Genomic DNA, 25,980 nt, shown 5'->3' with positions numbered 1-25,980 from the left:
AAATCATCCGCTTACATAGATTGCGGCAAGAGTGACACGATTCCCCCCGGCTTGCCAAGCGGCGCTACGCCAGCTCGCGCTTTTTCTCGTTGACGTCGCTCTCGATGCCCTGCTTGACGTCCGCCGGGATCTTCAGCGCCTGCGCCAGCGCGTCGAGGTAGCCGCGCTCCATAAAGTGATCGACGTCGATCACCAGGCAGCTCAGATAGTAAACCTCCAGCGCCTCGTCTTCGTTTTGCACGCTGCGGGCGATCAATTCCGGGTTGAGCTGCTGCTCGATCGCTTCCTGCACCCAGCCCTGCGCCTCCTCCCCCACCTGCAGCTGCGCCAGGCTGTGATCGATGGCGCGCTGCTCGTCGGCATCGATATGGCCGTCGCTCTTGGCGGCGAACACCAGCGCCTGCACCAGGCGTTTGGCGCGCAGATCCACCGGCGTGGTTTGCAGGCCGAACTGCGGTTCGTCCTGATGGGTCTCTTTCACCCGCTGCTTATACTTGTTCCACAGCACTGCGCCCACCGCCGCGCTGCCGCCGATGATCAGCGCATTCTTGCCGAACTTGCCCACCAGCTTGCGCGAGGACTTGTTGGCCAACAGCACGCCGACCAAGCCGCCCAGCGCCGTCGGCGCCAGCAGCTTGCCGATGCCTTCCGCCCCGCCCATCGCGCCGGCCTTCTGCCCGATCAACGTTTGAATCTGCTGCATCCAGTTACTTTTCATCATCTGCCCCTTGCGTGAAAAAGCGCGGCGCGCAGGCGCGGCCGAGCCGACGGTAAACCGCCAGATTAAGGGATCTTTTGTCAATTTACGTCTGGGGGATGCAAACCTGTGTTTAGCGGGCCGGGCGGCCCGCCTGGGTAAGCTGCGGCGTTACGCTTCTTCGTCGCCCGCTTCGTCGTCCTGCTCGTACTCCGCCAGCTCGTCGCGCATCGCCTGGATGGCGTCGCGGGTCATCAGCGCCAGCGTGCGGTAAAAACCGGTGGTGGCGTGTGCTTCCACTTTGCCGAGGAAGCGGCCGCACCACGGCAGCAGGAACTCGTCGAACAGGGCGATCTGCGCCTGCGCTTCATCTTCCTGCGATTGATCTTCCAGCCAGGACGCTGCCAGCAGCAGCTGGCCGAAATGATCGGCCGGCGCCTCCGCCAGCGGCATGCCGCGCTGCTGCAGGAAGGTGCGCACGTCCGCTTCGCTGGCGCCTTCGACATAGTCGGAGCGGAACGGCGACACGCTGCATTCGCTGCCGACGAACATCGCGTTAAAATCTGTCGCCAGCTGGTTGACGTCGCAGCCCTGCTGCAGGCGCTTCAACAGATCATCTTGCTCCAGCGGCCAGTGCTGCTGCAGCTTGCCCTCTTTGATCAGCGCGAACAGCGGCACCAGCAGCGGATCCTGCGGCTGGCGGTAGAACAGCGTACCCAGCACGCGGCAGACAATGGAAAACTCATTCATGATAATGCCTTATACAATACGGAAAATTTTGCCGGGACGATGTCACAAATCGGCCAATTCCGCAATCGCCGGCTTGCCGCGCCGCTCGAGAAAGTCCAGCAACCGGCGCGGGCTGACGTTGAGAATACGCGCCTGCGGGAAGCCCACCTCTTCGATAATGCGCTCGCAGTGCTCAAAGTTACCCAACGAAAAGGCGACGTGTGAATCCGAGCCCAGCGCCAGCCAGCCGCCGGCATCGCGCACCGCAGCGGCGATCGCCCGGCAGTTGGCCTCGCTGCCCTTGCGGGAGTGGGTGAACGACGAGTTATTCAGCTCCAGCGCCACCTCGTATTTGGCCGCCGCCGCCGCGACGGCGGGAATGTCGATCGGGTAGCGCGGGTTGCCGGGGTGGCTGATGATATGCACGTCCCCCTGCGCCATCGCGGCGATCATCGCTTCAGTATTGGACGCTTTATCCTGCGGCGCAAACACCGGCTCATGGAAACCGGCGATGATGACGTCGGTGGCGGTCAACATCGGGCCGGTGCAGTCGATGTCGCCCTGCAGGTTTTTGATGTTGGCTTCAATGCCGCGCAAGATGCCCACGCCGTTCACCAGGCGCGGCCACACGTGCATGTTCATAAAGTGCCAGTAGTGCGGCGCATCGGCCATGTCCGGGCCGTGATCGGTGATGGCGAACAGCTTGATGCCCTTCTGCTGGGCTTCGGCGATGTAATCGTGCAGCGTGCTGTAAGCGTGGGTGCTGGCGACGGTGTGCATATGCAAATCAACGGGGTACATTGTTTCTCCTTCCAGAGGGCCGCCCGCAAAGGCACGGGCAGGCGCGATGACGATAACAGCTTATCAGCTACCGAACGGCGGCAGAAGGATCAGTACCCCCGTTGCCTGTCGACCACGCCGGCCGGGGCATGCCCCGCCTCCAGCGCGCGGATGTTGGCGGCGATCTGATCCATCGCCTGCTGCGGCAACGTGATGGCAGCAATATGCGGGGTAATGGTGACACGCGGATGACGCCAGAACGGGTGATCCTGCGGCAGCGGCTCGCGGGCGAACACGTCCAGCGTGGCGGCGGCCAGCTGCCCCTGCTCCAGCGCCGCCAGCAGATCGGCTTCCACCAGGTGCGCGCCGCGCGCGATGTTGATGAGATAGGCACCCGAACTCAGCTGCGCGAACAGCTCGCGGTTGAGAATGCCGACGGTCTCCGGCGTATTGGGCAGCAGGTTGATCAGCAATTTGACGCCGTCGAGGAAGGCAGCGCGCTGAGCCTCCCCGGCGAAGCTTTGCACGCCATCGATCTGCTTGGCGCTGCGGCTCCAGCAGCGTACGCTGAAGCCAAACTCGGTCAGCTTGCGCGCCACGCTCTGCCCCAGCACGCCGGCGCCGAGGATGCCGATGGTGAAATCATCCAGCGAGTGCGGATCGAGCGGCTGCCACTCCTGCCGCTGCTGCAGCGCCTGATACTCGTCGAAACGGCGGAAATAGCGCAGCACATAGCTCAGCGCGTATTCCTGCATCTGCTGCGCCATGCCGGTATCCTCCAGCCGCAGCAGCGGCACGCCGGCAGGCAGCGTGCCGGGGTGTTTGCGCTCCTGATCGAGGATCGCGTCAACGCCGGCGCCGAGGGCGAACACCGCTTTCAGATCGCGGCGGTTGGCCAGCATCTCGTGCGGCGGGCGCCACACCAGCGCGTAATCGGCCGGCCGCTCGTCGCCGCGCTGCCATTCGCGGATCTCGGCCTGCGGCAGGCGTTGCTTGATGCCGGCCAGCCATTCCTGGGCGTTAAACAAGGGGTGGTAATAAATGATGTTCATACTGCGGGCTCCCGTTTGTTTTTATTGGTTTACCTCCAGCCTTCCGCGATTCGCCGCCGGATGCAAGCGTTAAAGCCCAAAATAAAAACAGCCCCGACCAGTGGGGCTGTTGTGCATGTTAGCCAATCAGGCGGCAGACGGGCCGTCGCGCCGGATAAGGCGCCGCAGCAGCGGAATGAGAATCAGCATCGCGACGCCGACGCCCGTCGCCCCCCAGCCCAGCGCGCTGAAGATTTCGCTGTAGCCAGGGTTGGTCTGCAGCGGCGTGCTGCCGCTGTTTTCCGGCATCAGGCCGGAGACGTAGCCCGCCAGCACCGAGGCGACGCCGGTCACCATCATCCAGCAGCCCATCATCACGCCCTGATAGCGCGGCGGCGCCAACTTGCCGATCATGGCGTAACCGATCGGCGAGATCATCAATTCACCGACGCTTTGCAGCACATAGCTGATGACGATCCATTTAAACGCCACCAGCCCATCGCCGCCCGCCATGCTGATACCCAGCGGCAGCACCAGCATGCCGAGCCCGATACAGAACAGCGATCCGGAGAACTGCAGCGGAATGTCGATGTTGCAACCGCGAGCGCGCAAGCGGTTGAACCACCAGGCCAGCAGCGGGCCGCCCACCACGATCACCAGCGTGTTGATGTTCTGGATCCACTGCGGCGCCACCTGAATGCCGTAAACGTTCAGGTTGATGTTGTGCTCGGAGAACAGCATCAGCCCCATCGGCGCCAGCTGGTACAACGCCCAGAACACCAGCGAGCCCAGCGCCAGGATCAGATAGGCCGCCATTCTGCGGCGCTCATCGCGCGGATGGTGGCGCAGCGTCACCACGCACAGCATCAGGAAGATCAGCGCGCCGAGCACGATCACGAAGTGGCCGCTGAACTCGGCGTGGGTCAGCATCACGCGGATGATCGGCACCAGCGCCACCAGCACCGCCAGCCCGACCAGCATGCGCCAACGGTATTGGCTGCGGCTGGCGTCGCGCAGCGGCGTATTGAGATCCGCCAGAATGCGCCAGCGGCAGACGGCGACGACGATCGCCGCCGCGTTGCCCAGCGTGGCGAACAGGAACAGCGCGCGGTAGTTTTCCGTCAGTTGGAAATACCCGGCGACGGTAAAGCCGACGAAGAACCCGAGGTTCATACCGGCGTAGTTCCACAGGAACGCCGATTCGCGCCGATCATCGTCCGGCTTGAAACGCTGGGTGAGCATCATATTGATACAGGTAACGTTGAGGCCGCTGCCGGTCAGGAACATCGCCAGCCCCCAGTACAGCCCCCACACGCCCGCGACGGCAATCAGCGCGCAGCCGATCACCTGCAGCACCATGCCGAGCACGAACAGATTGCGGTTACTGAGGAATCGGCCGCCGAGGTAACCGCCGAACATGTGCAGGCCATAGTTGAAGGCGCCGAACACGCCCATCATGGCGTTGGCGCTGCTTTCGTTGAAACCCAATCGCTTGGTGGCGTACAGCACCAGCGTGGAGTAGAGCACGGCGAAGCCTAGCGTGGCGAAGATTTGGATGAAGAACAGCGCCCCCGCACCGGGGGGAATGGCATGGCGCGCTTGCGGCGCCGGTATGGCATCTGAAGGAGTCACAACGAACCTCTACTGCATTATTATGTAATGAGTCTGTCCCTGTCTGCGATATCGCCGGCCTGTCACCCGGCAATCTGCGCGGCGACGTGATGTTCCTTGCCAAAAACGCCGCGCCGACATGATTCCATTTAGCGACACATCTGACTAATAATCCAGTATTAATGCATATAACAGCAAACAACCCAACCTCAATGGCGATATATTGAGCTATCTGCACAGAAAAAGGTCAAGCGATCGTCTTTCATGGATTCTTACCGCTGCCAGCCCTGCCCGCTGGCGGCCGCGAGTGGGAATATCGTTCGGTAAATCAGCAAATTGCTGCAAGTTTGGCTAAACAGTCATGAGAATGAAATAAGAGGGTTGACGCTGAGATCAGATTCTCCTACATTAGCGCCCGTCGACAGCGCAAAGCGTTTTCGACAACAAAACGGTGAGGTGTCTGAGTGGCTGAAGGAGCACGCCTGGAAAGTGTGTATACGCGAAAGTGTATCGAGGGTTCGAACCCCTCTCTCACCGCCAAATTCAAAGAGAAAGCCTGGATTCGCGTCCAGGCTTTTTTTTTGCATGATGCACCGCCGAGAGGGGCGAGAAGCCTCGACAGGGTTCGACAAAACGCCTGCGTTTTGGACCGCCAACGGCGGCCCGCAGGGTGAGCGCAGCGAATCAACCCCTCTCTCACCGCCAAATTCAAAGAGAAAGCCTGGATTCGCGTCCAGGCTTTTTTTTCGCATGATGCACCGCCGAGAGGGGTGCGCGCAGCGCATCTCCCCCCGCTCTGTGACCGCGATTCTCATTTCCGCCGGTTATCCACGAACCTTACCGCTGATTTTCTCGCCTATTCATGACATCTGCCCTGCCGTTCGCCGCAGTTTTCAGCAAAGTGCGCACGGCTTGAGCGGACGAACAAAAACACAGAAATTATTCTTGACCGGATCGGCCCCACTCCCTATAGTAGCGCCCCGTTGCAGCGATGATTTCGCAACAAAAAATATGGTGAGGTGTCCGAGTGGCTGAAGGAGCACGCCTGGAAAGTGTGTATACGCGAAAGTGTATCGAGGGTTCGAATCCCTCCCTCACCGCCATATTCTACGAAGAAGCCTGAACTCACGTTCAGGCTTTTTTGTTTGCATAGCGTACCGGCCGGGAGGGTGAGAATCCTCGACAGGGTTCGACAAAACGCCTGCGTTTTGGACCGCCAACGGCGGCCCGCAGGGTGAGCGCAGCGAATCTATCCCTCCCTCACCGCCATATTCTACGAAGAAGCCTGAACTCACGTTCAGGCTTCTTCGTATGCATAGCGCACCGGCCGGGAGGGTGAGAACCCTCGACTGGGTTCGACAAAACGCCTGCGTTTTGGACCGCCAACGGCGGCCCGCAGGGTGAGCGCAGCGAATCTATCCCTCCTTCCACATAGACAAAAAAGCCCGAACGCAAATTCAGGCTTTTTTATCCCCACTGCCCAACCGCTCAGTGGTGCGTGCGCCCCATAGACGCCGGCTGCGCCAACGCGCGGCGCCAGTCGCCCGGCGTTTGGCCAAACTGGCGCTTGAAGCTGCGGTTGAACGACTGCTGTGAGTCGAAGCCGAGCGAAATCGCCACGCTGACGATAGGCTCGCCGCTGTTGGCCAGGCGCTCCGCCGAGACTTTCAGTTTTTGCATGCGGATATACTCCCCCAGCGCGTAGCCGGTCTGGCGTTTGAACATGCGCTGCAGGTGCCATTTGGAATAGCCCGCGCGGTCCGCCACGGTGTTGATATCCAGTTTCTCTTCCAGATTGTTGTCGATCCACGCCTTCAAATCGGTAATAAAGCCCGTAGTGTTCATGCTGATGCTCCCATCATTCGGCAGGGTCACCCTCTGCCCGATGCACATACGTTGCAACAGTTTCGCTTTAAATGCAATTTTTATTATTGCATTTACCAGAAAGCCGCCACTATACTCCACCCAATTAATGTAACCGATATTGATACATTAATGTGACACCAATGTGTTTCAAAACCTAACGCTGCGCCGCTGCTGGGCGCAGCCGCCCCCTCGCCGCACGCCGGCGCAGGGGCGAATCCCGGAGAACAGGGCCGGGTATGGGGCCTGACCGCACTTACTCATCGGAATAAAAATAATGGCAAATCAACCAAACTCATCGTTCAACGCCGGCGGCCGCGCTCGCGCCGTCGCTCTGGGCCAGCGGCTTTCCGGGGTGGCGCTGCTGGCCGCCCTGCTCGCCGGGTGCGACAACAGCGTCGCGCATAACGCCCCGCCACCGCCGCCGGTGGTCAGCGCCGCCAGCGTGGTGGTCAAGCCCATCAGCCAATGGGATGCCTTCAACGGCCGGGTCGAAGCGGTGCAAAGCGTGCAGCTGCGCCCACGGGTCTCCGGCTACATCGAACGGGTCAACTACACCGAAGGCGACGAGGTGAAGAAAGGCCAGGTGCTGTTCACCATCGACGATCGCACCTACCGCGCCGCGCGCGAACAGGCGCAGGCCGAGCTGGTGCGGGCACGCAACCAGGCCGCCCTGGCGCGCAGCGAATCCTCGCGCACCGAGAAACTGATCGGCACTCAGGCCATCTCTCAGGAAGTTTGGGAGCAGCGCCGGTCGTCCGCCGCGCAGGCGCAAAGCAACGTGCTGGCAGCGCAGGCCCAGCTCGACATGGCGCAGCTGAATCTCGACTTTACCCGCGTTACCGCGCCGATTGACGGGCGCGCCAGCCGCGCAATGATCACCGCCGGCAACCTGGTCACCGCCGGCGACAGCGCCAGCGTGCTGACGACGCTGGTGTCGCTCGACAAGGTCTACGTCTATTTCGACGTGGATGAAGCCACCTTCCTGCGCTATCAGCAGCAGGGCCGGCACGACGCGCGCCTGCCGGTGAAAGTCGGCCTGGTAGGCGAAGACGGCACCCCGCATCAGGGGCTGGTGGATTTCACCGATAACCAGCTGAACGCCGGGACCGGCACCATCCGCATGCGCGCCCTGCTCGACAACCGCGATCGCCGCTTCACGCCGGGGCTGTTCGCCCGGGTACAGATGCCCGGCAGCGCCGAGTTCAACGCCATGCTGATCGACGATAAAGCGGTGATGACCGACCAGAACCGCAAGTTCGTTTACATCGTCGATAAAGACGGCAAGGCGCAGCGCCGCGACATCGACGTGGGCCGCATGGCCGAAGGATTGCGCATCGTGCAGAAAGGGTTGGCAAACGGCGATCGGGTGATCGTCGACGGCATGCAGAAAGTATTTATGCCGGGCATGCCGGTCGACGCGAAAACCGTCGCCATGAACCCTATCGCCTCCGCACTTAACTAAGCTCCCAGCAGAGACTTCTGACCCATGGACTTTTCCCGCTTTTTCATCGACCGACCGATCTTTGCCGCGGTGCTGTCGATACTGATTTTTGTCGCCGGGGTGATAGCCATCCCGCTGCTGCCGATCAGCGAGTACCCGGACGTGGTGCCGCCCAGCGTGCAGGTGCGCGCAGAATACCCTGGCGCCAACCCGAAAGAGATCGCTGAAACGGTGGCCACGCCGCTGGAAGAAGCGATCAACGGCGTCGAAAACATGATGTACATGAAATCGGTCGCCGGTTCCGACGGCGTGCTGGTGACCACCGTTACCTTCCGCCCAGGCACCGATCCCGATCAGGCCCAGGTGCAGGTGCAAAACCGCGTGGCGCAGGCCGAAGCGCGCCTGCCGGAAGACGTGCGCCGCCAGGGCATCACCACTCAGAAACAGTCCCCGGCGCTGACGCTGGTGGTGCATCTGGTCTCGCCTTCCGGCAAGTACGATTCGCTGTACCTGCGCAACTACGCCACCCTGAAGGTCAAGGATGAGCTGGCCCGCCTGCCGGGCGTCGGCCAGGTGCAGATCTTCGGCGCCGGTGAGTATGCGATGCGCATCTGGCTCGATCCGAACAAGGTCGCCGCGCGTGGGCTGACCGCCTCCGACGTGGTGAGCGCCATGCAGGAGCAAAACGTGCAGGTCTCCGCCGGCCAGCTCGGCGCGGAGCCGATGCCGACGCGCAGCGACTATCTGCTGTCGATCAATGCCCAGGGTCGCCTGCAAACCGAAGAAGAGTTCGGCAACATCATCCTCAAGAGCGGCGACAACGGCGAGATCGTGCGGCTGCGCGACGTGGCGCGCATCGAAATGGGCTCCGGCAGCTACGCGCTGCGCGCCCAGCTCAATAACAAGGATGCGGTCGGTATCGGTATCTTCCAGTCGCCGGGCGCCAACGCCATCGAGCTGTCGGACGCGGTGCGCGGCAAGATGGCCGAGCTGGCGACCCGCTTCCCGGACGGCATGAGTTGGAAATCGCCTTACGATCCGACTGTGTTCGTGCGCGATTCGATCCGCGCGGTGGTGGATACCCTGCTGGAAGCGGTGATCCTGGTGGTGCTGGTGGTCATTCTGTTCCTGCAGACCTGGCGCGCCTCGATCATTCCGCTGCTGGCGGTCCCGATCTCCGTGGTCGGCACCTTTGCCGCGCTGTATCTGCTCGGCTTCTCGCTCAATACCCTCAGCCTGTTCGGGCTGGTGCTGGCGATCGGCATCGTGGTGGATGACGCTATCGTGGTGGTGGAAAACGTCGAGCGTAATATCGAAGAGGGGCTGTCGCCGCTGGCGGCGGCGCACCAGGCGATGCGCGAGGTCTCCGGCCCGATCATCGCCATCGCCGTGGTGCTGTGTGCGGTGTTCGTGCCGATGGCGTTCCTCTCCGGCGTTACCGGCCAGTTCTACAAGCAGTTCGCCGTCACCATCGCCATCTCGACAGTGATCTCCGCCATCAACTCGCTGACCCTGTCGCCAGCGCTGGCGGCGCGCTTGCTGAAACCGCACGGCGCGCCGAAAGATCTGCCGTCACGCCTGATTGACCGGCTGTTCGGCTGGCTGTTCCGGCCGTTCAACCGCTTCTTCGCCAGCGGCTCGCAACGCTATCAGCGCGGCGTCTCCCGCGTGCTGGGCCGGCGCGGCGCGGTGTTTGTCGTCTACCTGCTGCTGCTGGCCGCCGCCGGGGTGATGTTCAAGACCGTGCCTGGCGGCTTTATCCCGACGCAGGACAAGCTGTACCTGATCGGCGGCGTGAAAATGCCGGAAGGCGCCTCGCTGGAGCGCACCGATGCGGTGATCCGCAAGATGAGCGCCATCGGCCTGAGCGTGGACGGCGTCACCGATGCGGTGGCCTTCCCCGGCCTGAACGCGCTGCAGTTCACCAATACGCCGAATACCGGCACGGTGTTCTTCGCGCTGGAGTCGTTGAGCACCCGTACCCGCACCGCGGCGCAGATCAACGCCGAGATCAACGCGCGCATTTCACAGATCCAGGAAGGCTTCGCCTTCTCAATCATGCCGCCGCCGATCCTCGGCATCGGCCAGGGCTCCGGCTATTCGCTGTACGTGCAGGATCGTGCCGGGCTGGGCTACGGCGCGTTGCAAACGGCGATCAACACCATGTCCGGTGCCATTATGCAAACGCCGGGGATGGGGTTCCCGATCTCCTCATATCAGGCCAACGTGCCGCAGCTGGACGCCAAAATCGATCGCGACAAGGCCAAGGCGCAGGGGGTGCCGCTCAATGCGCTGTTCAGCACGCTGCAGACCTACCTCGGTTCGTCTTACATCAACGACTTCAACCGCTATGGCCGCACCTGGAAGGTGATGGCGCAGGCAGACGGCCAGTTCCGCGACAGCGTGGAAGACATCGCCAACCTGCGCACCCGCAACGACAAGGGTGAAATGGTGCCGATCGGCAGCATGGTCAACATCGGCACTACCTACGGCCCGGATCCGGTGATCCGCTATAACGGCTTCCCGGCGGCGGATCTGATCGGCGACGCCGATCCGCGCGTGCTTTCCTCTACCCAGGCGATGGGCGCGCTGACGCAGATGGCCGGCAAGCTGCTGCCGAACGGCATGAACATTCAGTGGACCGATCTGAGCTATCAGCAATCGACCCAGGGCAACGCCGCGCTGGTGGTGTTCCCGGTGGCGGTGCTGCTGGCGTTCCTCGCGCTGGCGGCGCTGTACGAAAGCTGGACGCTGCCGCTGGCGGTGATCCTGATCGTGCCGATGACCATGCTGTCGGCGCTGTTCGGCGTGTGGCTGACCGGCGGCGACAACAACGTGTTCGTGCAGGTCGGGCTGGTCGTTCTGATGGGGCTGGCCTGCAAGAACGCCATTCTGATCGTCGAGTTCGCCCGCGAGCTGGAAATGCAGGGCAAAGGCATCGTCGAGGCGGCGCTGGAGGCCTGTCGCCTGCGGTTGCGGCCGATCGTGATGACCTCCATCGCCTTCATCGCCGGCACCATCCCGCTGATCCTAGGCCACGGCGCCGGCGCCGAAGTGCGCGGCGTCACCGGCATCACGGTGTTCTCCGGCATGTTGGGAGTCACCCTGTTCGGGCTGTTCCTGACGCCGGTGTTCTACGTCACGCTGCGGCGCCTGGTGGCGCGCAAAGCGCAGCCGCAGACCGTCTGAACGCGGCGTTAAAATGTAAAAAGGTCGGGCATTGCCCGACCTTTTTTTATGCATGCGAACCGCGATTATTTGTCTGCGGTTTCAGCCTCTTGCGCGGCGGCGTACTCCGCGCAGGCGCGCTTGTCGCCCCGCTCCAGTTCGGCCAGCGAATCGGCCACGGTATGGCGCGCCAACACCGCAAGCGAAGCCTGTTCGGCTTCGTTCACCACCGATTTGAAATACCAGCAGGCGTTGGCGCTCACCAGGCAACGGGCCGGCACTTCAGGACGGGAAGCCCAGATGCGCTTGTCGTCGATCACCGCCAGATAGATGTCCCGCAGGGTGATCTCTTCCGCCGGGCGGCCGAGGTGGATAGAGCCGTTGCGGCCCAGGGTGGAAACGATGATGCCGTCTTTGGTCAGCGGCACCATCAGTTTGCGGATAAAGCTGGGGTTGGCTTCCAGAGCGGCGGCAAGGGTGGCGCTCGTCGAACGCATGCCCTGCTTCTCAGCTACGGCGACGCTAAGGACCATTTGCAACGCTGTCGGAAAGCGAAAATCTAACATGTCGTTATCTCTGCGAGACGAAATACTCGGGTTTGGCCGGTGTGGCGATTGGCGCCGATAACACCGCTTAATTGCACAATAATATAACAAACGCGGGGGCTTTTTTGAAGTTTTGCCCAGTGATATCGCACGCAGACATTAGAACGATCGCAAATTGTTGGGCGGGCAGAAAACAGAAACCCGCGTCAATGTTAACGCCGCTCGCTTAACCGGGTTAAACGATCAGAACTAACACTGCCCGCGGGCTTAATTCGAATGTGGCGATCAGGCTCTGTTCAGCACCAGCTGGCCGTTTTTATCCAACGGGATTTGCGTGCCCGGATCGTGATCCATGCGGATCTTGCCCTGCTGATTGCCGATCTTGTAGGTCACGTCATAGCCCAGCATTTTCTGAGACTTGTCATAGACCGTTTTGCAACGCTGCTGCACGCTGGTGGTGACGTCGTTATTCTGCATCGCCCCTTGCACCTGGTTACCGGCATAGCCGCCGCCCAGCGCGCCAACCACGGTCGCCACGTCGCGCCCGCGGCCGCCGCCGAACTGGTGGCCGATCACGCCGCCCGCCACTGCGCCCAGCACAGAACCGGCGATGCGGTTTTCATCCTGCACCGGCGCACGGTGCGTAACGGTGACGTTGCGGCATTCCTGACGCGGCGTTTTGATGGTTTCTTTAATCGGCGTTGCGGCGAGCACCTGCGCATATTGCGGACCGGCAGAAAAGACGTCCAGGCTGGCTACCGCGGCAATCCCCAGAGCGGCAGCGATACCAATTCCAACACCGGCTAACATTGACTTGTTCACAGGAAACCTCCTGAAAGTGTTACCACGCATTTTTTCCGGGGTCTGTTACCGGCATGGCACCGCGCTTATTATTTTGCGCGTGGGCGGCTTGCGGTATCCCGGTTTACGGCGTGCGCGACGCGCCGTCTGTAAACGAGGTAAAGTCTGCACAATGATCTGAAGCCCCGCAATAAGACAAGGGGACCAAAAATGCGGGAAAACGGCCGTTTTTCCGCTGTTTAGGAGGAATCTTAAGAATTTTACCCATACCGACGACAGCTTATGCTGAAGAATCAAGCAACCGCCGCCGATCGCCTCGCGCCGCCATAAAAAAACCCGCGCGGGCGAACCGGCGCGGGTTGGTCGACAAAGGCGGGATCAGTGCATTTTCAGACGTGGGCGGATCACCCGGTTGATGCCGCCCACCAGCATCATCAGGCCGGTTTTGATGTAACCGTGCAACGCCACCTGGTGCATGCGGTACAGCGAGATGTAGACGAAGCGCGCGATGCGCCCTTCCACCATCATCGAGCCGCGCATCAGGTTGCCCATCAGGCTGCCGACGGTGCTGAAGCGCGACAGCGACACCAGCGAGCCGTGGTCTTTATACACGTATGGCTTCAGCGTCTGGCCGTTCATCAGCGCCAGGATATTGGTGGCGCAGCGCGAGGCCATCTGGTGCGCCGACTGGGCGCGCGGCGGCACGAAACCGCCGCCCTCTTTCGGGCAGGAGGCGCAGTCGCCGATGGCGAAGATGTTCGGATCGCGCGTGGTCTGCAGCGTCGGCTCCACCACCAGCTGGTTGATGCGGTTGGTTTCCAGGCCGCCGATATCCTTCATGAAGTCCGGCGCCTTGATGCCGGCCGCCCACACCATCAGATCGGCGTCGATGAACTCGCCGCCCTTGGTGTTCAGGCCTTTGGCGTCCGCGCTGGTCACCATGGTGTTGGTCAGCACGCGCACGCCCAGTTTAATCAGCTCCTGGTGCGCCGCAGCGGAAATGCGCGGCGGCAGCGCCGGCAGAATGCGCTCGCCGGCCTCCACCAGCGTCACGTTCAACGCGCTGTTGTCCAGGCCTTCGAAACCGTAGCTGTGCAGTTGCTTCACCGCGTTGTGCAGCTCGGCGGACAGCTCGACGCCGGTGGCGCCGCCGCCGACGATGGCGATGTTGACCCGCTCTTTTTGCCCCGGCTGCGCCGAGAATTTCAGGAACAGATTGAGCATTTCGTTGTGGAAACGACGCGCCTGATGCGGGTTATCCAGGAAGATGCAGTGCTCTTTCACGCCCGGCGTACCGAAATCGTTCGAGGTGCTGCCCAGCGCCATCACCAGGATGTCGTACGGCAATTCGCGCGCCGGCACCAGCTCACCGCCCTGCTCGTCGCAGATCTGCGCCAGCTGCAGCGTTTGCGTCTCGCGGTTGATGTTGGTCAACGACCCCAGTTGGAAGCTGAAATGGTGGTTGCGCGCGTGCGCCAGGTAGCTGAGCGCATCCACGCCGTCATCGAGGGAACCGGTCGCCACTTCGTGCAACAGCGGTTTCCACAAATGGCTGTGGTTGCGATCCACCAGCGTGATCTCCGCTTTGTTCTTGCGGCCAAGTTTATGGCCCAGGCTGGTCGCCAGCTCCAAGCCACCGGCGCCGCCGCCAACAATAACGATTTTCTTCTTTGGCGTTGTCAAAATAACCCCCTAAATGTGAACCATTTGTTATTCCAGGGTAAATAAATAATATCCTTAGAATACATAGGGTTCGCTTAAAATAAATCGGCTCTCTGAGGCCAGAATAACATGCGAGGTTATTTGGTCATACCAAAATTGATGTACATCAAATTTTTTTGGTTAAAGGCTGGACGCGAGGATTTTTTGGCGATTGTGATTCAAATAGTTAGCGCTGAGTCACAGTTTTAAATTTTGCCGATTGCCACGCAAAATCTTGCCTGGGCGCACAAAAAAGCCGCACTTTCCGCCGGTGAAAAACGGGAAGCGCGGCTCACGGCAGCGTTATGAAACTGTTAACCCAGCGCCTTGAACGCCTTGAGCCGCTGCAGATGGGGGGAGATGTTTTTGAACTTGTGCGTCTGCTGTTCATCCCACACGATCTCGTAGTAGTGATGCAGCAATTCGGCGCTGCGCCGGTTATCCAGCACCTCGTCGTGCCGCGACAGCACCACCAGACAGCGATCGCGGTTCTTCTCGCGGAAATCCTCCACGCACTTGGTGGCGATATCGCGATACTCTTCCGGCCGGTCTATCTTGCCGTGCATGTGCTCTTCCGGGTACAGATTAGGATTGAACATCGCCTGGCGAATGCCGCACAGGAAGCCGATGCGCTCCGCCCAGAAACCGCCGAGGCCGACCCCGCAGATCAACGGGTGCGCGTCGCCGCCCTGCTGCACCGCCTTGTCCACCTCTTTCAACAGATGCTGCATGTCGTGACGCGGATGCAGCGTGCTGTAGCTGATGAAGCGCACGTCCGGATCGATAAACTGCAGCTGTAACACCTTTTCATGATTGCCGGGACTGGTGGAATCGAAGCCGTGCAAATAGATAATCATGTGGATCCTCGCAACAAGCCAAGGGCCGCGGGCGCGGCCCTCATCATTTCCGCTCTGCGCCGCGATGCGGCGCCTGGATTCACCCCTGCGAACGCTGCTTGTGCTCCTCCCAGCGTTCGCTCAGCGCGCTAAGCGCCTTGTGCGCCTGCTGCCAGCGCTCGGAGTCGCGCAGTTCCTGACGGGTGAACTGACCGCGATGATATAACCGCTTCACCTTCTCTGCTTTGACCGGGGACAGGTTATCCAACACGCTGACCGCACCTTCGCGGTGGTTGCACACCAGGATCATGTCGCAACCGGCATCCAGCGCCGCCTGGCCGCGCTCGGCGTAGCTGCCCATGATGGCGGCGCCTTCCATCGACAGATCGTCGGAGAAAATCACGCCATCGAAGCCCAGCTCCTGACGCAGGATCTGCTGCAGCCAGTAAGGCGAGCCGCTGGCCGGGCGCGGGTCCGCTTCAGTATAGATGACGTGGGCCGGCATGACGGCGTCCAGCAGCTGGCGGTTGATCAGCTCGCGGAAGATCGCCATGTCATGCTCGCGGATCTGCGCCAGCGGCCGCGGATCGCGCGGGGTTTCCTTGTGCGAATCGGCGCTGACGGCGCCGTGCCCAGGGAAGTGTTTGCCGGTGGTTTTCATGCCGGCGCTGTGCATGCCGAGGATAAAGCGTTCGGCCATCGCCAGCGCCTGCTGCGGATCGCTGTGGAACGAACGCTCGCCGATCGCCGCGCTGCCGTGGCCGATGTCCAGCACCGGCGCGAAGCTGATGTCGATATCCTGCGCGATCATTTCCGCCGCCATCAGCCAGCCGGCCTCCTGCGCCAGCCGGCCGCCTTCCTGCGCATCGTGCAACGCGGCGAACGACTGCGCCGCCGGCAGGCGGGTGAAGCCCTCGCGGAAGCGCTGCACGCGCCCGCCCTCCTGGTCTACCGCCACCACCAGCCGATCGTGCGAGGCGGCGCGGATCTGGCGCACCAGCTCACGCAACTGCTCCGCATCGTGGAAGTTGCGGGTAAACAGGATCAATCCGCCAACCAGCGGGTGTTTCAGAATCTCGCGTTCTTCTGCATCCAGCTCGTAGCCGGCGACATCTAGCATTACTGGGCCCACGGGCACCTCACTTCATTATTGTTCGTTCAGAATTCGGATGATGATAAACAGAATCGCCGGCGCACCGCAGCGCCCCAGCGTAAAAATTCGGCGTCGCCGCTCTGCTGCCAGCGCACTTCAAACCACAGCAGCATCAGATAATCCACCCACGGCAGCCAGCCCCGCACCTGGGCCTGCAGCCGGGCGGCGTCGTGATAGCCCTGGCGCGCGTAGTGCTGCAAAAAGCGCTGCTGCTGCCCGGCCGACCAACCATTGCCGCGAAACAGCGCGGCGATATCCAGCGCCACGTCACCGTCGGCGGCATACTCCCAGTCGATCAATCGCAGCCCCTCGCCGGTGGCGAGCAAATTGCCCGGGTGGATGTCCATGTGCAGCGGCGCCAGGCGCAGCGGCCGTGGCGGCACACTTAGCAAAAAATGGCGCTGCAGGCGCAGCCAGGCGGGGGTTACACGCCGCGTATCCAGCTGCGGCCAGTAGCGGAGGAACTGCCGCCGCAGATCCAGCCGGTAACCGCTGAGCGGCCGCCGATGCAGTTCCGCCGCCATCGCCGCCAGCTCGCCGCGCTCATTCAGCGCCGCAAACTCGGCATCTGTGACGACGTCACCTTCGAGCCATTCGAGGATAAGCCACTGATTACTCTGTGCGAAAACCCGTGGCCCCAGCCCCGGCGCGCAGCGGCGCAAGACCCGCGCTTCCCGCCGTCGGCTCACGCCCAGCGCGCGTTTTTCCGCACTGTGCTGGCGCGCCAACAGCGTGATGCCCGCGCCGTCGATGCGCCAGCTCTCGCCGGTCAGCCCCTGCACCGGGCTGAAATGACAACCGGCGGTATTCACCGCCGGCAGTCTGGTTTCCATCAATCGTCGCAGCGCGGCCTCAGCGTTTAACGGCGCCATTGCCCGACCAGACGATCTCGCCGGTTTGCACCAGCATCAGCTGCATATCCAACGCCGGCGACTTCACGTCGCCGCTGACGTCGCTGTACAGCACGTACTGCGCGCCGACGATGCGCGCCAGGCCAATCGCCTTGCTGCGCGAACCGAAGCTGTCATCCGCCGACAGGCCCAGCGTTTGTCTGGCGCTGGTCAGCTTCGCTTCCGGCACCACGCTGAAGGTGGAATTCGACGCCAGCGCCTTGTACAGCGCCGCGGTAGCTTTGCCCATCTGCAGCGAACCGTTGGTGTTGTTCTTGACGCTGTCCAGCAGCAGCACGCTGCCGGCCGTGACGCCATCGGCCTTCAGCATCTGCCCCACCAGCGGCTGGACGCTGCCCAGCCAGTCGAGCTGCTGAATTTTCGGCGGCTGCGGCACCGGCTCGGTGGTTGGCGGCTGCGGCTGCTCGACCGGCGGCGTCGGCTGTTCCGGTTCGACGGTGACCGGCGGCAACGGTTGTTCCGACTCAGGCGGGCGCGACAGACAGCCGCTGAGGGTTAATGCGGCCAGCGCCACTAAGACGTACTTTTTCATGCTTTTTCTCCAAACCTGGCAAGCGCTTACAGGTACAGATACAGACGCGCGCTTTTAGCGTCCAGATTGCCGTTAATCGAGTAAATTTTGGCGTCCGAGTCGGGCGCCACCACGATCTCGCGCGGTTTCTCGAAGGGGCGAATATCCAGCCCCTGCGCGTCGTACCAATAGAAGCGGTAATGTACGGTGACCGGCGTCATTTGGCTGTTGTTGAGCACCGAGGTCGCCATCACCCGCCCAGAGGCGTTCGAAATCGAGGGCGTATCGGCCAAAATGCCGGCGGTCAGCACCGAAGGATCCATCACCACCGTCTGCCCTTGGTTGACCGCGATGCCGGGCGGTGAACTGCATCCCATCAGCAACGCGGCGGGCAGCGCCAACGCCATCAGACCACGGAGAGTTTTTTTACCGCGCATGATTTCCTCGCTTAACGTGACAGCAGCGGCCCCAGCGAGCGGCCACCGACCAGGTGCATGTGAATATGATAGACCTCCTGACCGGCGTGGCGGTTGCAGTTGACGATCAGGCGGTAGCCGTCCTCGGCGATGCCTTCCTGTTCGGCGATCTTCGCTGCGGCGGTGATCATGCGGCCCAGCGCGGCTTCATGCTCCACGGTCACGTCGTTGACGGTTGGGATCAGCACGTTGGGAACGATCAGCACATGGGTGGGTGCCTGGGGAGAGATGTCACGGAAAGCGGTGACCAGTTCGTCCTGATAAACCACATCAGCAGGGATTTCGCGGCGGATAATTTTACTGAAAATCGTTTCTTCGGCCATCTGGCGTTCCTTGTTTTACACAATTAGCTGTACGCAGTATGAGTGACAAATTCTACTGCTTTCAACCTGATTGCGCACTTTCCACGTCGAGTGCTGCAGATTCGCGCAGCCCGGCGCCCCGCTTGTGCATCTTTTCACTTTGGTTATTCACTATTGTTGCTTTACTTACCCCGCGCCGCCGCCAATAGTAACCCCATGATTAACAAAGGATAGAGGGTGCTATGCCACTGAGGATTTCGGCGCTGTGCGCGCTGTTGCTGAGCGCCGCCGTGCAGGCGGCAACGGCGGGCGGTATCGATCTGCAGGCTAACCGAGAGCCGATACGCGCGGAGAAAAACCCGGCCGCTATCGCACTGATTCCGGCAAACTTTCACTTCGCGGTGCCCGGCAAGCTGACGGTGGCGGTGGCGTTCGAGAACTCTCCGCCGCTGGCGCTGTTCGCCGAGGACAATAAAACGCTGATCGGCAGCGATCCGGACATCGCCCGCCTGGTGGCCGACAGCCTTGGGCTGGAGCTGAATCTGGTGCCTACCTCGTGGGAAGATTGGCCGCTGGGCATCAGCGCCGGCAAATACGACGCGGCGATCTTCAACATCGCCGTCACCAAACTGCGCAAGACCAAATTCGACTTCGCCACTTATCGGGTGGACACGCTGGGCTTTTACGTCAAATCCACCAGCCACATCACCTCGATCAACCGGCCGCAGGACGTCGCCGGGCTGCGGATCATCGTCGGATCCGGCACCAATCAGGAAAACATACTGCTGGGATGGGATAAGCAAAACCGCGCCGCCGGGTTGCCGCCGGTGCAGCCGATCTACGTCACCGACGACGCCGCCACTAACCTGAGCATTCAGTCCGGGCGCGCCGATGCGTTCTTCGGCCCCCACTCCACCGGCGCCTACAAGGCGGCGCTGACCGGCAAAACCAAAATGGTCGGCATCGGCCCCAGCGTGGCCTACGTCGCGGTCACCACCAAAAAAGGCAACGGTTTGGTGAACGCCGTCAACGCCGCCATCAACGGCGTCATCGTCAGCGGCGAATACGCGCAGGTGCTGGAGCGCTGGGGCGAAGGCGACGAAAAGGTCGAGCGCTCCGCCATCAATCCGCCGGGCATCGGCGACTAGCCGCCGATCAGCTGCGGCGCGTGCCGACGCATCCACTCGGCCAGCGAATCCAGCGTCGGCCGCAGCGATTTACCGAGCGCGGTGACCTGATACTCCACCCGCGGCGGCACTTCGGGAAACACCTGCCGCGTCACCAGGCCACGCTGCTCGAACAGCCGCAGCTGACGCGTCAGCTCTTTTTGCGCAATGGGCGCCACCGCCCGCTGCAGCTCGCTGAATCGCACCGGGCCGTCGATCATTATCAGTCGGTACAGGATGGGTATCGCCCACTTGCCCGACACCAGATTGACGAAGTCCACCATCGGGCAGGGTTCGCCCGCCGGCGGCAACGCCGCCAAATTATTTTCCGCCGCGAATGGCGCTTGCGCCGTCATTTCATCCCACCTCGCCCTTTAGTATCCAAAAGGTGCCTACTATGCAAAAGGAACTATAGCGCAAATAATGCCGCAACTGACGCTAAAGAGGAATCGGTTATGTCACGACTGCAAGGCAAATACGCATTGATTACCGGCGGCACCAGCGGCATCGGGTTGGAAACCGCCCGCCAGTTCATCGCCGAGGGCGCAACGGTGGCGATCACCGGGCGCAGCCAAAGCGCCCTGGACGCGGCGGGCCAGGCATTGGGAGACAAGACGCTGTTGCTGCTGAGCGACGCCGGCGATATTCCGCAGCAGCGCGAACTGGCGCAGCGACTGGGGCAACGGTGGCCGCGGCTGGACGTGCTGTACATCAACGCCGGCGACGTTACGCATCGCCCGCTGCAGGAGTGGGATGAGCAGAGCTATCAGCGGCTGATGGACATCAATCTGAAGGGGCCGTTTTTTCTGATCCAGGCGCTGCTGCCGCTGCTGGCCAACCCTTCTTCGGTGATCCTGTGCGGTTCGGTCAGCGCCCATATCGGCCTGCCGCAGAGCAGCGCCTACGCCGCCAGCAAGGCCGGCTTGCTGTCGCTGGCCAGAACGCTGTCCGGCGAGCTGCACGCGCGCGGCATTCGCCTTAACGGCCTCAGCCCCGGCCCGACCGAAACCCCGGCGTTGGGTAAGCTGGGGTTGGCGGAAGCGGATGAACAGGCATTACGCGACGATATCCGCGCGCTGGTGCCGATCGGCCGCATGGGCAGCGCGCTGGAGCTGGCAAAAGCGGCGGTGTTTCTGGCAGCAGACGAGTCGGCCTTTATGGTCGGCGCCGAGCTGCAGATGGACGGTGGCGTGGGAAATTTATAATTTAGCGACGCGGCCGCGCCCCGCGCGGCTCGCAAGATCACCCCAAACCGGGAATATCGACGCCGAAGGTCTGCAACAGCAGCACCACGTTGAGCAGCACGATCACCACCGTGCCGACCACCGCCGCCAGGCTGGTCCAGCGGCCGTTGGCGAACTCGCCCATGATGTCGCGGCGGCGGGTGAACATCACCAGCGCAATCATCGGCGCCGGCAGCGCCAGGCTTAGTACCACCTGGCTATAGACCAGCGCGTCGGTGGCGTTGACGCCCATCGCCACCACGATAAACGCCGGCACCATGGTGACCAGGCGGCGCACCCACACCGGGATGCGGAAGCCAACGAAGCCCTGCATGATCATTTGCCCGGCCATGGTGCCCACCACCGAGCTGGAAATGCCGGAGGCGATCAGCGAAGCGAGGAAGATGCCGGCGGCCGCCGCGCCGAACAGCGGCGTCAACGTATGGTAGGCGGTGCCAATTTCGGCCACGTCGCTATTACCGGCGTGGAAGGCGCTCGAGGCCATGATCACCATCGCAATATTCACCAGCCCGGCCAGCGCCAGCGCGATCACCACTTCAATATTGGAAAAACGCAGCAGCTTGCGCCGCTCGCCGTTGTCGCTGGCCGGGCTGCGGTGCTGGGTCAGCCCCGAGTGCAGGAAAATGGCGTGCGGCATCACGGTGGCGCCGATAATGCCGACGGCGATGGTCAGCGCTTGCGCGTCCGGCAACTGCGGCGTCACCATGCCGAGGCCGGCCGCTTGCCAGTCCACCGGTACGATGAACATCTCCACCAGATAGCACAGCGCGATGATGCCCACCAGGCCGCCGATCATCAGCTCGACCGGGCGGAAACCTTTCTTTTCCACCATCAACAGCGCATAGGTGATCACCGCTGTCACCCCCATCCCCGCCAGCAGCGGCATATGGAACAGCAGCGCCAGCGCGATCGCCCCGCCGAGAAACTCCGCCAGATCGGTGGCCATCGCCGCCACTTCGCTGAGCAGCCACATGCCGATCACTACCGGCCGTGAAAACTGGTCGCGGCACATCTCCGCCAGATTGCGATTGGTGACGATGCCGAGCTTGGCCGACAGCGCCTGGAACAGCATGGCGATCAGGTTGGCCATCACCACCACCCACAGCAGGCTGTAGCCGTATTTCGCCCCGGCCTGAATATTGGTGGCGAAGTTGCCGGGATCCATATAGGCAATAGAGGCAATCACCGCCGGGCCGGCGAACAGCAACGGCGTAAAGGCGCCGCGCTTGCGTCCGGCAAGGGCGGCGCCAATCGCGATGTTGGTCCGTTCGGTTAACGATGGAGTGGTTGCCGCGTCACGCATGAATTACCCTCAATCTTTCACTGGTTATTTTTCCACCTACCATGCCGACAATGTAGCATCGGCTACACTTTATGCAACAGGCGAAATTCATTGGCTTTGTGTAGAGATATTTCTAACTACCACAATGCGTGGCATCGAATTGATAATGTGTGCTATTTGGACTAACTTAGGGCAACCCTCCCCGCACTGCCGGGAGATGCCATTTTTATGCTTACAGGACGCCCCACGCTATGGTTACCCGCGCGCCAGATAACGCCGACCGCCACGCCCAGACCGACATGCCGGACGAGGCCGAGCACGCCCTGCGTTTTAGCCGCGCCCGCGAAGCGCAGTCCAATGCGCTGATCGAAGATTACGTTGAGCTGATCGCCGATTTGCTGCAAAGCACCCGCGAAGCCAGAACCACCGACATCGCGCGCCGCTTCGGCGTGTCTCACCCGACGGCGATCAAAAATATCGCGCGGCTGAAAAGCGCCGGGCTGGTGGAATCGCGCCCTTATCGCGGGGTGTTTTTAACCGAGGAAGGCGAGCTGCTGGCGCAGAAGGTGCGCCGCCGTCACCGCATCGTGGTCGATCTGCTGATGTGCGTCGGGGTGCCGAGCGAAACCGCCGAGCTGGACAGCGAAGGGATTGAGCACCATATCTCGGACGAAACGCTGGCGGTGTTCGAACATTACCTGCAAAAGCACGCCAAGCCCTGACTCCCGGAGCGCCGATGAGCTACGCCGTGCAGCAAATCCACGATCTGCGCCTGGTGGTGTTCGCCGAAGCCGGGCCGCCATTGAAAGACGAAAACGACGTCAGCCTGTTTATCGCGCCCGCCTTTGAGCACGATGCCGGAATGATTGCCCTCCCCGTCAACCGCCTCGACGCCGCCTTTTTCCAGCTCAGAAGCGGCGTGGCCGGCGCCGTATTGCAGAAATTTATCAACTACCGCCTGCGCGTTGCGCTGCTGGGCGATATCTCCCCCTGGCTGGCGCAAAGCAACGCGCTGCAAGATTTCGTGCGTGAAGCCAACCGCGGCGAACAGGTCTGGTTCCTCCCTTCTCTCGCCGAACTCGAACAGCGCCTTGGCGCCTGACGGCAGGCAATAAAAAAGGGAGGCTTTCGCCTCCCTTGGTAACTCCCCTGCCTGAATCAGTGATTACGGATGTATTCGTCCATATCGGTTTTCAGGTTGTCGGACTTGGTGCCGAAGATGGCCTGCACGCCGGAGCCAGCGACGACTACGCCGGCTGCGCCCAGTTTCTTCAGGCCCGCCTGGTCAACTTTGGACACGTCGGCCACGCTGACGCGCAGACGGGTGATGCAAGCATCCAGGTTAGTGATGTTTTCTTTACCGCCGAAGGCCTGAACCAGCGCCGCGGACATTTCGGAACCGCCCTGCGCAGTCTGCTCGGCAGCGGTGTCTTCACGGCCCGGGGTTTTCAGATCCAGCTTGGCGATCAGCACGCGGAAGATGGTGTAGTACACCAGACCGTAGACGATGCCGACGATTGGGAACAGCCAGATTTTGCTGCTGTTGCCGCTCAGTACGATAAAGTCGATCAGGCCGTGCGAGAAGCTGGTGCCGTCACGCATGCCCAACAGGATGCAGATTGGGAACGCCAGGCCAGCCAGGATAGCGTGGATCACGTACAGGATCGGCGCGACGAACATGAAGGAGAACTCGATCGGCTCGGTGATACCGGTCAGGAACGAGGTCAGCGCGGCGGAGATCATGATGCCGCCGACTTTCGCGCGGTTTTCCGGCTTGGCCGAGTGCCAGATGGCGATGGCCGCAGCAGGCAGACCGTACATTTTGAACAGGAAGCCGCCGGACAGTTTGCCCGCGGTAGGGTCGCCCGCCATGTAGCGAGGGATATCACCGTGGAATACCTGGCCCGCCGCGTTGGTGAATTCACCGATTTGCATTTGGAACGGTACGTTCCAGATGTGGTGCAGACCGAATGGCACCAGAGCACGCTCAACCACGCCGTAAATGCCGAAGGCCACGACCGGGTTCTGATAAGCCGCCCACTGCGAGAAGGTCTGGATAGCCGTACCGATCGGCGGCCAGATGAAGGACAGCACTACGCCCAGAACGATCGCCGCCAGACCGGAAATGATCGGCACGAAACGCTTACCGGCAAAGAAGCCCAGGTATTCCGGCAGTTGAATGCGGAAGAAGCGGTTGAACATATAGGCCGCGATGGCGCCGGAGATAATCCCCCCGAGCACACCGGTATCCGCCAGGTGTTTGGCCGCAATCTCTTCAGCCGGCAGGTGCAGCACCAGCGGCGCAACCACCGCCATGGTTTTCACCATGATGCCGTAGGCCACCACCGCCGCCAGCGCGGAAACGCCGTCGTTGTTGGTGAAGCCCAGGGCGACGCCGATGGCGAAAATCAGCGGCATGTTGGCGAAGACCGAACCGCCCGCTTCCGCCATCACGTGGGAGACTACCGCAGGTAGCCAGCTAAAGTTGGCGGAGCCGACGCCCAGCAGGATACCTGCGATAGGCAACACGGACACCGGCAGCATGAGCGATTTACCTACTTTTTGCAGGTTTGCAAATGCGTTCTTGAACATAGTTGAGTGTGCTCCTGAGTAATAATGCTTTGCTACTTCTTGTCGCGATGATTCGCGCTGCAAGGGGGGGAGAAAAACCCCTGCAATTCAGGGTGTCTGAGCACCCCTTGAATTTATTACGCAGAGTAAAATAAATAGCCTGCGCAATGTTTGATGACAATCACGTTTCGATGATCGAGCCGCGGTAACTTTGCATAAACCGGCTGTTTTTTGGCGAAACAGACCAAAAAACACGCATCAATCACCTTGAAACGGGAGGGAACCTTACCCGTTTCAGTGATTAATTACGAGCTTAAAAAAAATTACGCAGACAATGACCTACAGCTATAGCCTAGGTCAAAGATCACAGTTCGAGGTGAAATAAACGTGAAAAGTTGGCGGTGGTGGCTTCGGCCAGTTGTTCCAGGCTGACGCCCTTCAATACCGCCATGTATTCAGCCACATCGCGCACATAGGCGGGTTGGTTTTCTTTGCCGCGATGCGGCACCGGTGCCAGATAAGGCGAGTCGGTTTCCACCAGAATGCGATCCAACGGCACATAGCGCGCCACCTCGCGCAGCTGTTCGGCGTTGCGGAAGGTGACGATGCCCGAGAAGGAGATGTAGAAGCCCAGATCCAGCAGAGCTTCGGCCGTGGCCAAATCTTCAGTGAAGCAGTGGAGTACGCCGCCGCAGTCCTGTGCGTTCTCTTCACGCAGGATCGCCAGCGTGTCCGCGCGCGCATCGCGAGTGTGGACGATCACCGGCTTGTTCAGATCCCGGCCGATGCGGATATGTTCGCGAAAAGAGTCCTGCTGCAGCTCAAGGTTGTCTTTCTGGTAGAAGTAATCGAGCCCGGTCTCCCCCAGCGCCACCACCTGCTCCGCCGCCGCCAGGCGACGCAGTTCGGCGTAATCATACCCCTCTTCCAGATTGAGCGGATGCACCCCGCAGGAGAAGGCCACGTCGTTGCGCTCGCCGATCAGCTCGGTCATGGAACGGTAACCCGGCAGCGTGGTGGCAACCGCCAGCACATAGCCGACGTCGCGCGCCTTGGCTTTGGCCAGCGCATCGTCCACATTCTGGTGCAGCGTTTGATAATCCAGACTGTCAAGGTGGCAATGAGAATCGACTAACAACATAATTTTTAACTCTTTTA

25 protein-coding genes, 2 tRNA genes and 1 other RNA gene are annotated in these 25,980 nt (G+C 61.5%); 9 read left to right on the top strand and 19 right to left on the bottom strand.

Going from position 1 to position 25,980, the window contains the following annotated elements:
• Positions 1-64: 64 nt before the first annotated feature.
• The 5 genes from ACJ8PI_RS05315 to ACJ8PI_RS05295 form a co-directional block, all read right to left on the bottom strand.
• Positions 65-718 (bottom strand): tellurite resistance TerB family protein, encoded by a 654-nt coding sequence (locus ACJ8PI_RS05315; RefSeq protein WP_164134169.1) that lies wholly within the window; start codon positions 716-718, stop codon positions 65-67.
• A 150-nt stretch (positions 719-868) separates the two neighbouring features.
• Positions 869-1,447, bottom strand: a complete 579-nt coding sequence (locus ACJ8PI_RS05310; protein ID WP_033646428.1) for a TorD/DmsD family molecular chaperone — start codon at positions 1,445-1,447, stop codon at positions 869-871.
• 42 nt (positions 1,448-1,489) lie between these two features.
• Positions 1,490-2,227 carry a phosphatase gene (locus ACJ8PI_RS05305; RefSeq protein WP_033638063.1) on the bottom strand — a complete coding sequence of 246 codons (738 nt, stop codon included), beginning with the start codon at positions 2,225-2,227 and terminating at the stop codon, positions 1,490-1,492.
• An 89-nt stretch (positions 2,228-2,316) separates the two neighbouring features.
• The gene (gene ghrA / locus ACJ8PI_RS05300; protein ID WP_033646429.1) at positions 2,317-3,258 is read right to left on the bottom strand and encodes a glyoxylate/hydroxypyruvate reductase GhrA; all 942 of its coding nucleotides are present in this window, start codon (positions 3,256-3,258) and stop codon (positions 2,317-2,319) included.
• Positions 3,259-3,384: 126 nt separating this feature from the next.
• Complete coding sequence (locus ACJ8PI_RS05295) at positions 3,385-4,851, bottom strand: peptide MFS transporter (RefSeq protein ID WP_039567114.1); 1,467 nt, start codon at positions 4,849-4,851, stop codon at positions 3,385-3,387.
• A gap of 447 nt (positions 4,852-5,298) precedes the next feature.
• Between ACJ8PI_RS05295 and ACJ8PI_RS05290 the strand changes: the two genes are divergently transcribed.
• The 3 genes from ACJ8PI_RS05290 to ACJ8PI_RS05280 all read left to right on the top strand — a co-directional run bounded on the left by ACJ8PI_RS05290 (position 5,299) and on the right by ACJ8PI_RS05280 (position 6,117).
• A tRNA-Ser gene (locus tag ACJ8PI_RS05290) sits at positions 5,299-5,388 on the top strand.
• 473 nt (positions 5,389-5,861) lie between these two features.
• Positions 5,862-5,951: transfer RNA gene (locus tag ACJ8PI_RS05285), tRNA-Ser, on the top strand.
• Positions 5,952-5,997: 46 nt separating this feature from the next.
• Positions 5,998-6,117, top strand: a non-coding RNA gene (locus ACJ8PI_RS05280) — RtT sRNA.
• A gap of 219 nt (positions 6,118-6,336) precedes the next feature.
• On the opposite strand, the gene ACJ8PI_RS05275 is transcribed toward ACJ8PI_RS05280, so the two are convergent.
• Positions 6,337-6,693 (bottom strand): helix-turn-helix domain-containing protein, encoded by a 357-nt coding sequence (locus ACJ8PI_RS05275; RefSeq protein ID WP_004928813.1) that lies wholly within the window; start codon positions 6,691-6,693, stop codon positions 6,337-6,339.
• Between the two features lie 295 nt (positions 6,694-6,988).
• Between ACJ8PI_RS05275 and sdeA the strand changes: the two genes are divergently transcribed.
• The gene (gene sdeA / locus ACJ8PI_RS05270; protein WP_060443329.1) at positions 6,989-8,176 is read left to right on the top strand and encodes a multidrug efflux RND transporter periplasmic adaptor subunit SdeA; all 1,188 of its coding nucleotides are present in this window, start codon (positions 6,989-6,991) and stop codon (positions 8,174-8,176) included.
• 24 nt (positions 8,177-8,200) lie between these two features.
• Entirely contained in the window at positions 8,201-11,344 is a 3,144-nt protein-coding gene (gene sdeB / locus ACJ8PI_RS05265) for a multidrug efflux RND transporter permease subunit SdeB (RefSeq protein ID WP_164134130.1), read from the top strand.
• Positions 11,345-11,409: 65 nt separating this feature from the next.
• Here sdeB and ACJ8PI_RS05260 read toward each other — a convergent pair whose 3' ends face one another.
• The 9 genes from ACJ8PI_RS05260 to hinT form a co-directional block, all read right to left on the bottom strand.
• Positions 11,410-11,889 (bottom strand): RrF2 family transcriptional regulator, encoded by a 480-nt coding sequence (locus ACJ8PI_RS05260; protein ID WP_025302433.1) that lies wholly within the window; start codon positions 11,887-11,889, stop codon positions 11,410-11,412.
• Positions 11,890-12,153: 264 nt separating this feature from the next.
• A complete protein-coding gene (locus ACJ8PI_RS05255; protein ID WP_004928798.1) occupies positions 12,154-12,690 on the bottom strand; it encodes a glycine zipper 2TM domain-containing protein in 537 nt (178 codons plus the stop codon).
• A gap of 357 nt (positions 12,691-13,047) precedes the next feature.
• A complete protein-coding gene (locus tag ACJ8PI_RS05250; protein ID WP_004928794.1) occupies positions 13,048-14,352 on the bottom strand; it encodes an NAD(P)/FAD-dependent oxidoreductase in 1,305 nt (434 codons plus the stop codon).
• Positions 14,353-14,684: 332 nt separating this feature from the next.
• Complete coding sequence (ycfP, locus tag ACJ8PI_RS05245; RefSeq protein WP_015377468.1) at positions 14,685-15,227, bottom strand: alpha/beta hydrolase YcfP; 543 nt, start codon at positions 15,225-15,227, stop codon at positions 14,685-14,687.
• A 79-nt stretch (positions 15,228-15,306) separates the two neighbouring features.
• A complete protein-coding gene (nagZ, locus tag ACJ8PI_RS05240) occupies positions 15,307-16,326 on the bottom strand; it encodes a beta-N-acetylhexosaminidase (protein ID WP_033646434.1) in 1,020 nt (339 codons plus the stop codon).
• 38 nt (positions 16,327-16,364) lie between these two features.
• Entirely contained in the window at positions 16,365-17,231 is an 867-nt protein-coding gene (thiK, locus tag ACJ8PI_RS05235; RefSeq protein WP_164134129.1) for a thiamine kinase, read from the bottom strand.
• Entirely contained in the window at positions 17,212-17,802 is a 591-nt protein-coding gene (gene lpoB, locus ACJ8PI_RS05230; protein WP_060438828.1) for a penicillin-binding protein activator LpoB, read from the bottom strand. Before lpoB ends, thiK begins: the two co-directional genes overlap by 20 nt.
• Before the next feature lie 26 nt (positions 17,803-17,828).
• A complete protein-coding gene (locus ACJ8PI_RS05225) occupies positions 17,829-18,218 on the bottom strand; it encodes a YcfL family protein (protein WP_033638052.1) in 390 nt (129 codons plus the stop codon).
• 11 nt (positions 18,219-18,229) lie between these two features.
• Positions 18,230-18,580, bottom strand: coding sequence for a purine nucleoside phosphoramidase (gene hinT / locus ACJ8PI_RS05220; RefSeq protein WP_004928776.1), 351 nt, complete (start codon positions 18,578-18,580; stop codon positions 18,230-18,232).
• Between the two features lie 221 nt (positions 18,581-18,801).
• On the opposite strand from hinT, the gene ACJ8PI_RS05215 reads away from it, so the two are divergent.
• On the top strand, positions 18,802-19,707 hold the full coding sequence (locus ACJ8PI_RS05215) for a transporter substrate-binding domain-containing protein (RefSeq protein ID WP_060429931.1): 906 nt from the start codon (positions 18,802-18,804) through the stop codon (positions 19,705-19,707).
• Here the strand turns inward: ACJ8PI_RS05215 and ACJ8PI_RS05210 are convergent.
• Entirely contained in the window at positions 19,704-20,081 is a 378-nt protein-coding gene (locus ACJ8PI_RS05210) for a winged helix-turn-helix transcriptional regulator (RefSeq protein WP_072265263.1), read from the bottom strand. The genes ACJ8PI_RS05215 and ACJ8PI_RS05210 overlap by 4 nt on opposite strands.
• A 99-nt stretch (positions 20,082-20,180) precedes the next feature.
• Here ACJ8PI_RS05210 and ACJ8PI_RS05205 point away from each other — a divergent pair, with 99 nt between their 5' ends.
• Positions 20,181-20,930: an SDR family oxidoreductase gene (locus ACJ8PI_RS05205; protein ID WP_164134128.1), complete on the top strand. Its 750-nt coding sequence runs from the start codon at positions 20,181-20,183 to the stop codon at positions 20,928-20,930.
• 37 nt (positions 20,931-20,967) lie between these two features.
• Here ACJ8PI_RS05205 and ACJ8PI_RS05200 read toward each other — a convergent pair whose 3' ends face one another.
• A complete protein-coding gene (locus tag ACJ8PI_RS05200; protein ID WP_004928764.1) occupies positions 20,968-22,272 on the bottom strand; it encodes an Nramp family divalent metal transporter in 1,305 nt (434 codons plus the stop codon).
• 230 nt (positions 22,273-22,502) lie between these two features.
• Between ACJ8PI_RS05200 and mntR the strand changes: the two genes are divergently transcribed.
• Entirely contained in the window at positions 22,503-22,973 is a 471-nt protein-coding gene (mntR, locus tag ACJ8PI_RS05195; protein ID WP_033638048.1) for a manganese-binding transcriptional regulator MntR, read from the top strand.
• 14 nt (positions 22,974-22,987) lie between these two features.
• Positions 22,988-23,353, top strand: a complete 366-nt coding sequence (locus ACJ8PI_RS05190) for a DUF4180 domain-containing protein (RefSeq protein WP_060420596.1) — start codon at positions 22,988-22,990, stop codon at positions 23,351-23,353.
• A 56-nt stretch (positions 23,354-23,409) separates the two neighbouring features.
• Here the strand turns inward: ACJ8PI_RS05190 and ptsG are convergent, their stop codons facing one another.
• Positions 23,410-24,843: a PTS glucose transporter subunit IIBC gene (ptsG, locus tag ACJ8PI_RS05185; RefSeq protein WP_016928184.1), complete on the bottom strand. Its 1,434-nt coding sequence runs from the start codon at positions 24,841-24,843 to the stop codon at positions 23,410-23,412.
• A 343-nt stretch (positions 24,844-25,186) separates the two neighbouring features.
• Positions 25,187-25,963 (bottom strand): metal-dependent hydrolase, encoded by a 777-nt coding sequence (locus ACJ8PI_RS05180; protein ID WP_016928186.1) that lies wholly within the window; start codon positions 25,961-25,963, stop codon positions 25,187-25,189.
• Positions 25,964-25,980 lie beyond the last annotated feature (17 nt).

Source organism: Serratia sp. CY82433 (genome assembly GCF_052166535.1).
Lineage (GTDB): Bacteria > Pseudomonadota > Gammaproteobacteria > Enterobacterales > Enterobacteriaceae > Serratia > Serratia sarumanii.
Note: the sequence above shows the minus strand (reverse complement) of the source record. Positions and strands in the feature narration are given on the sequence as shown.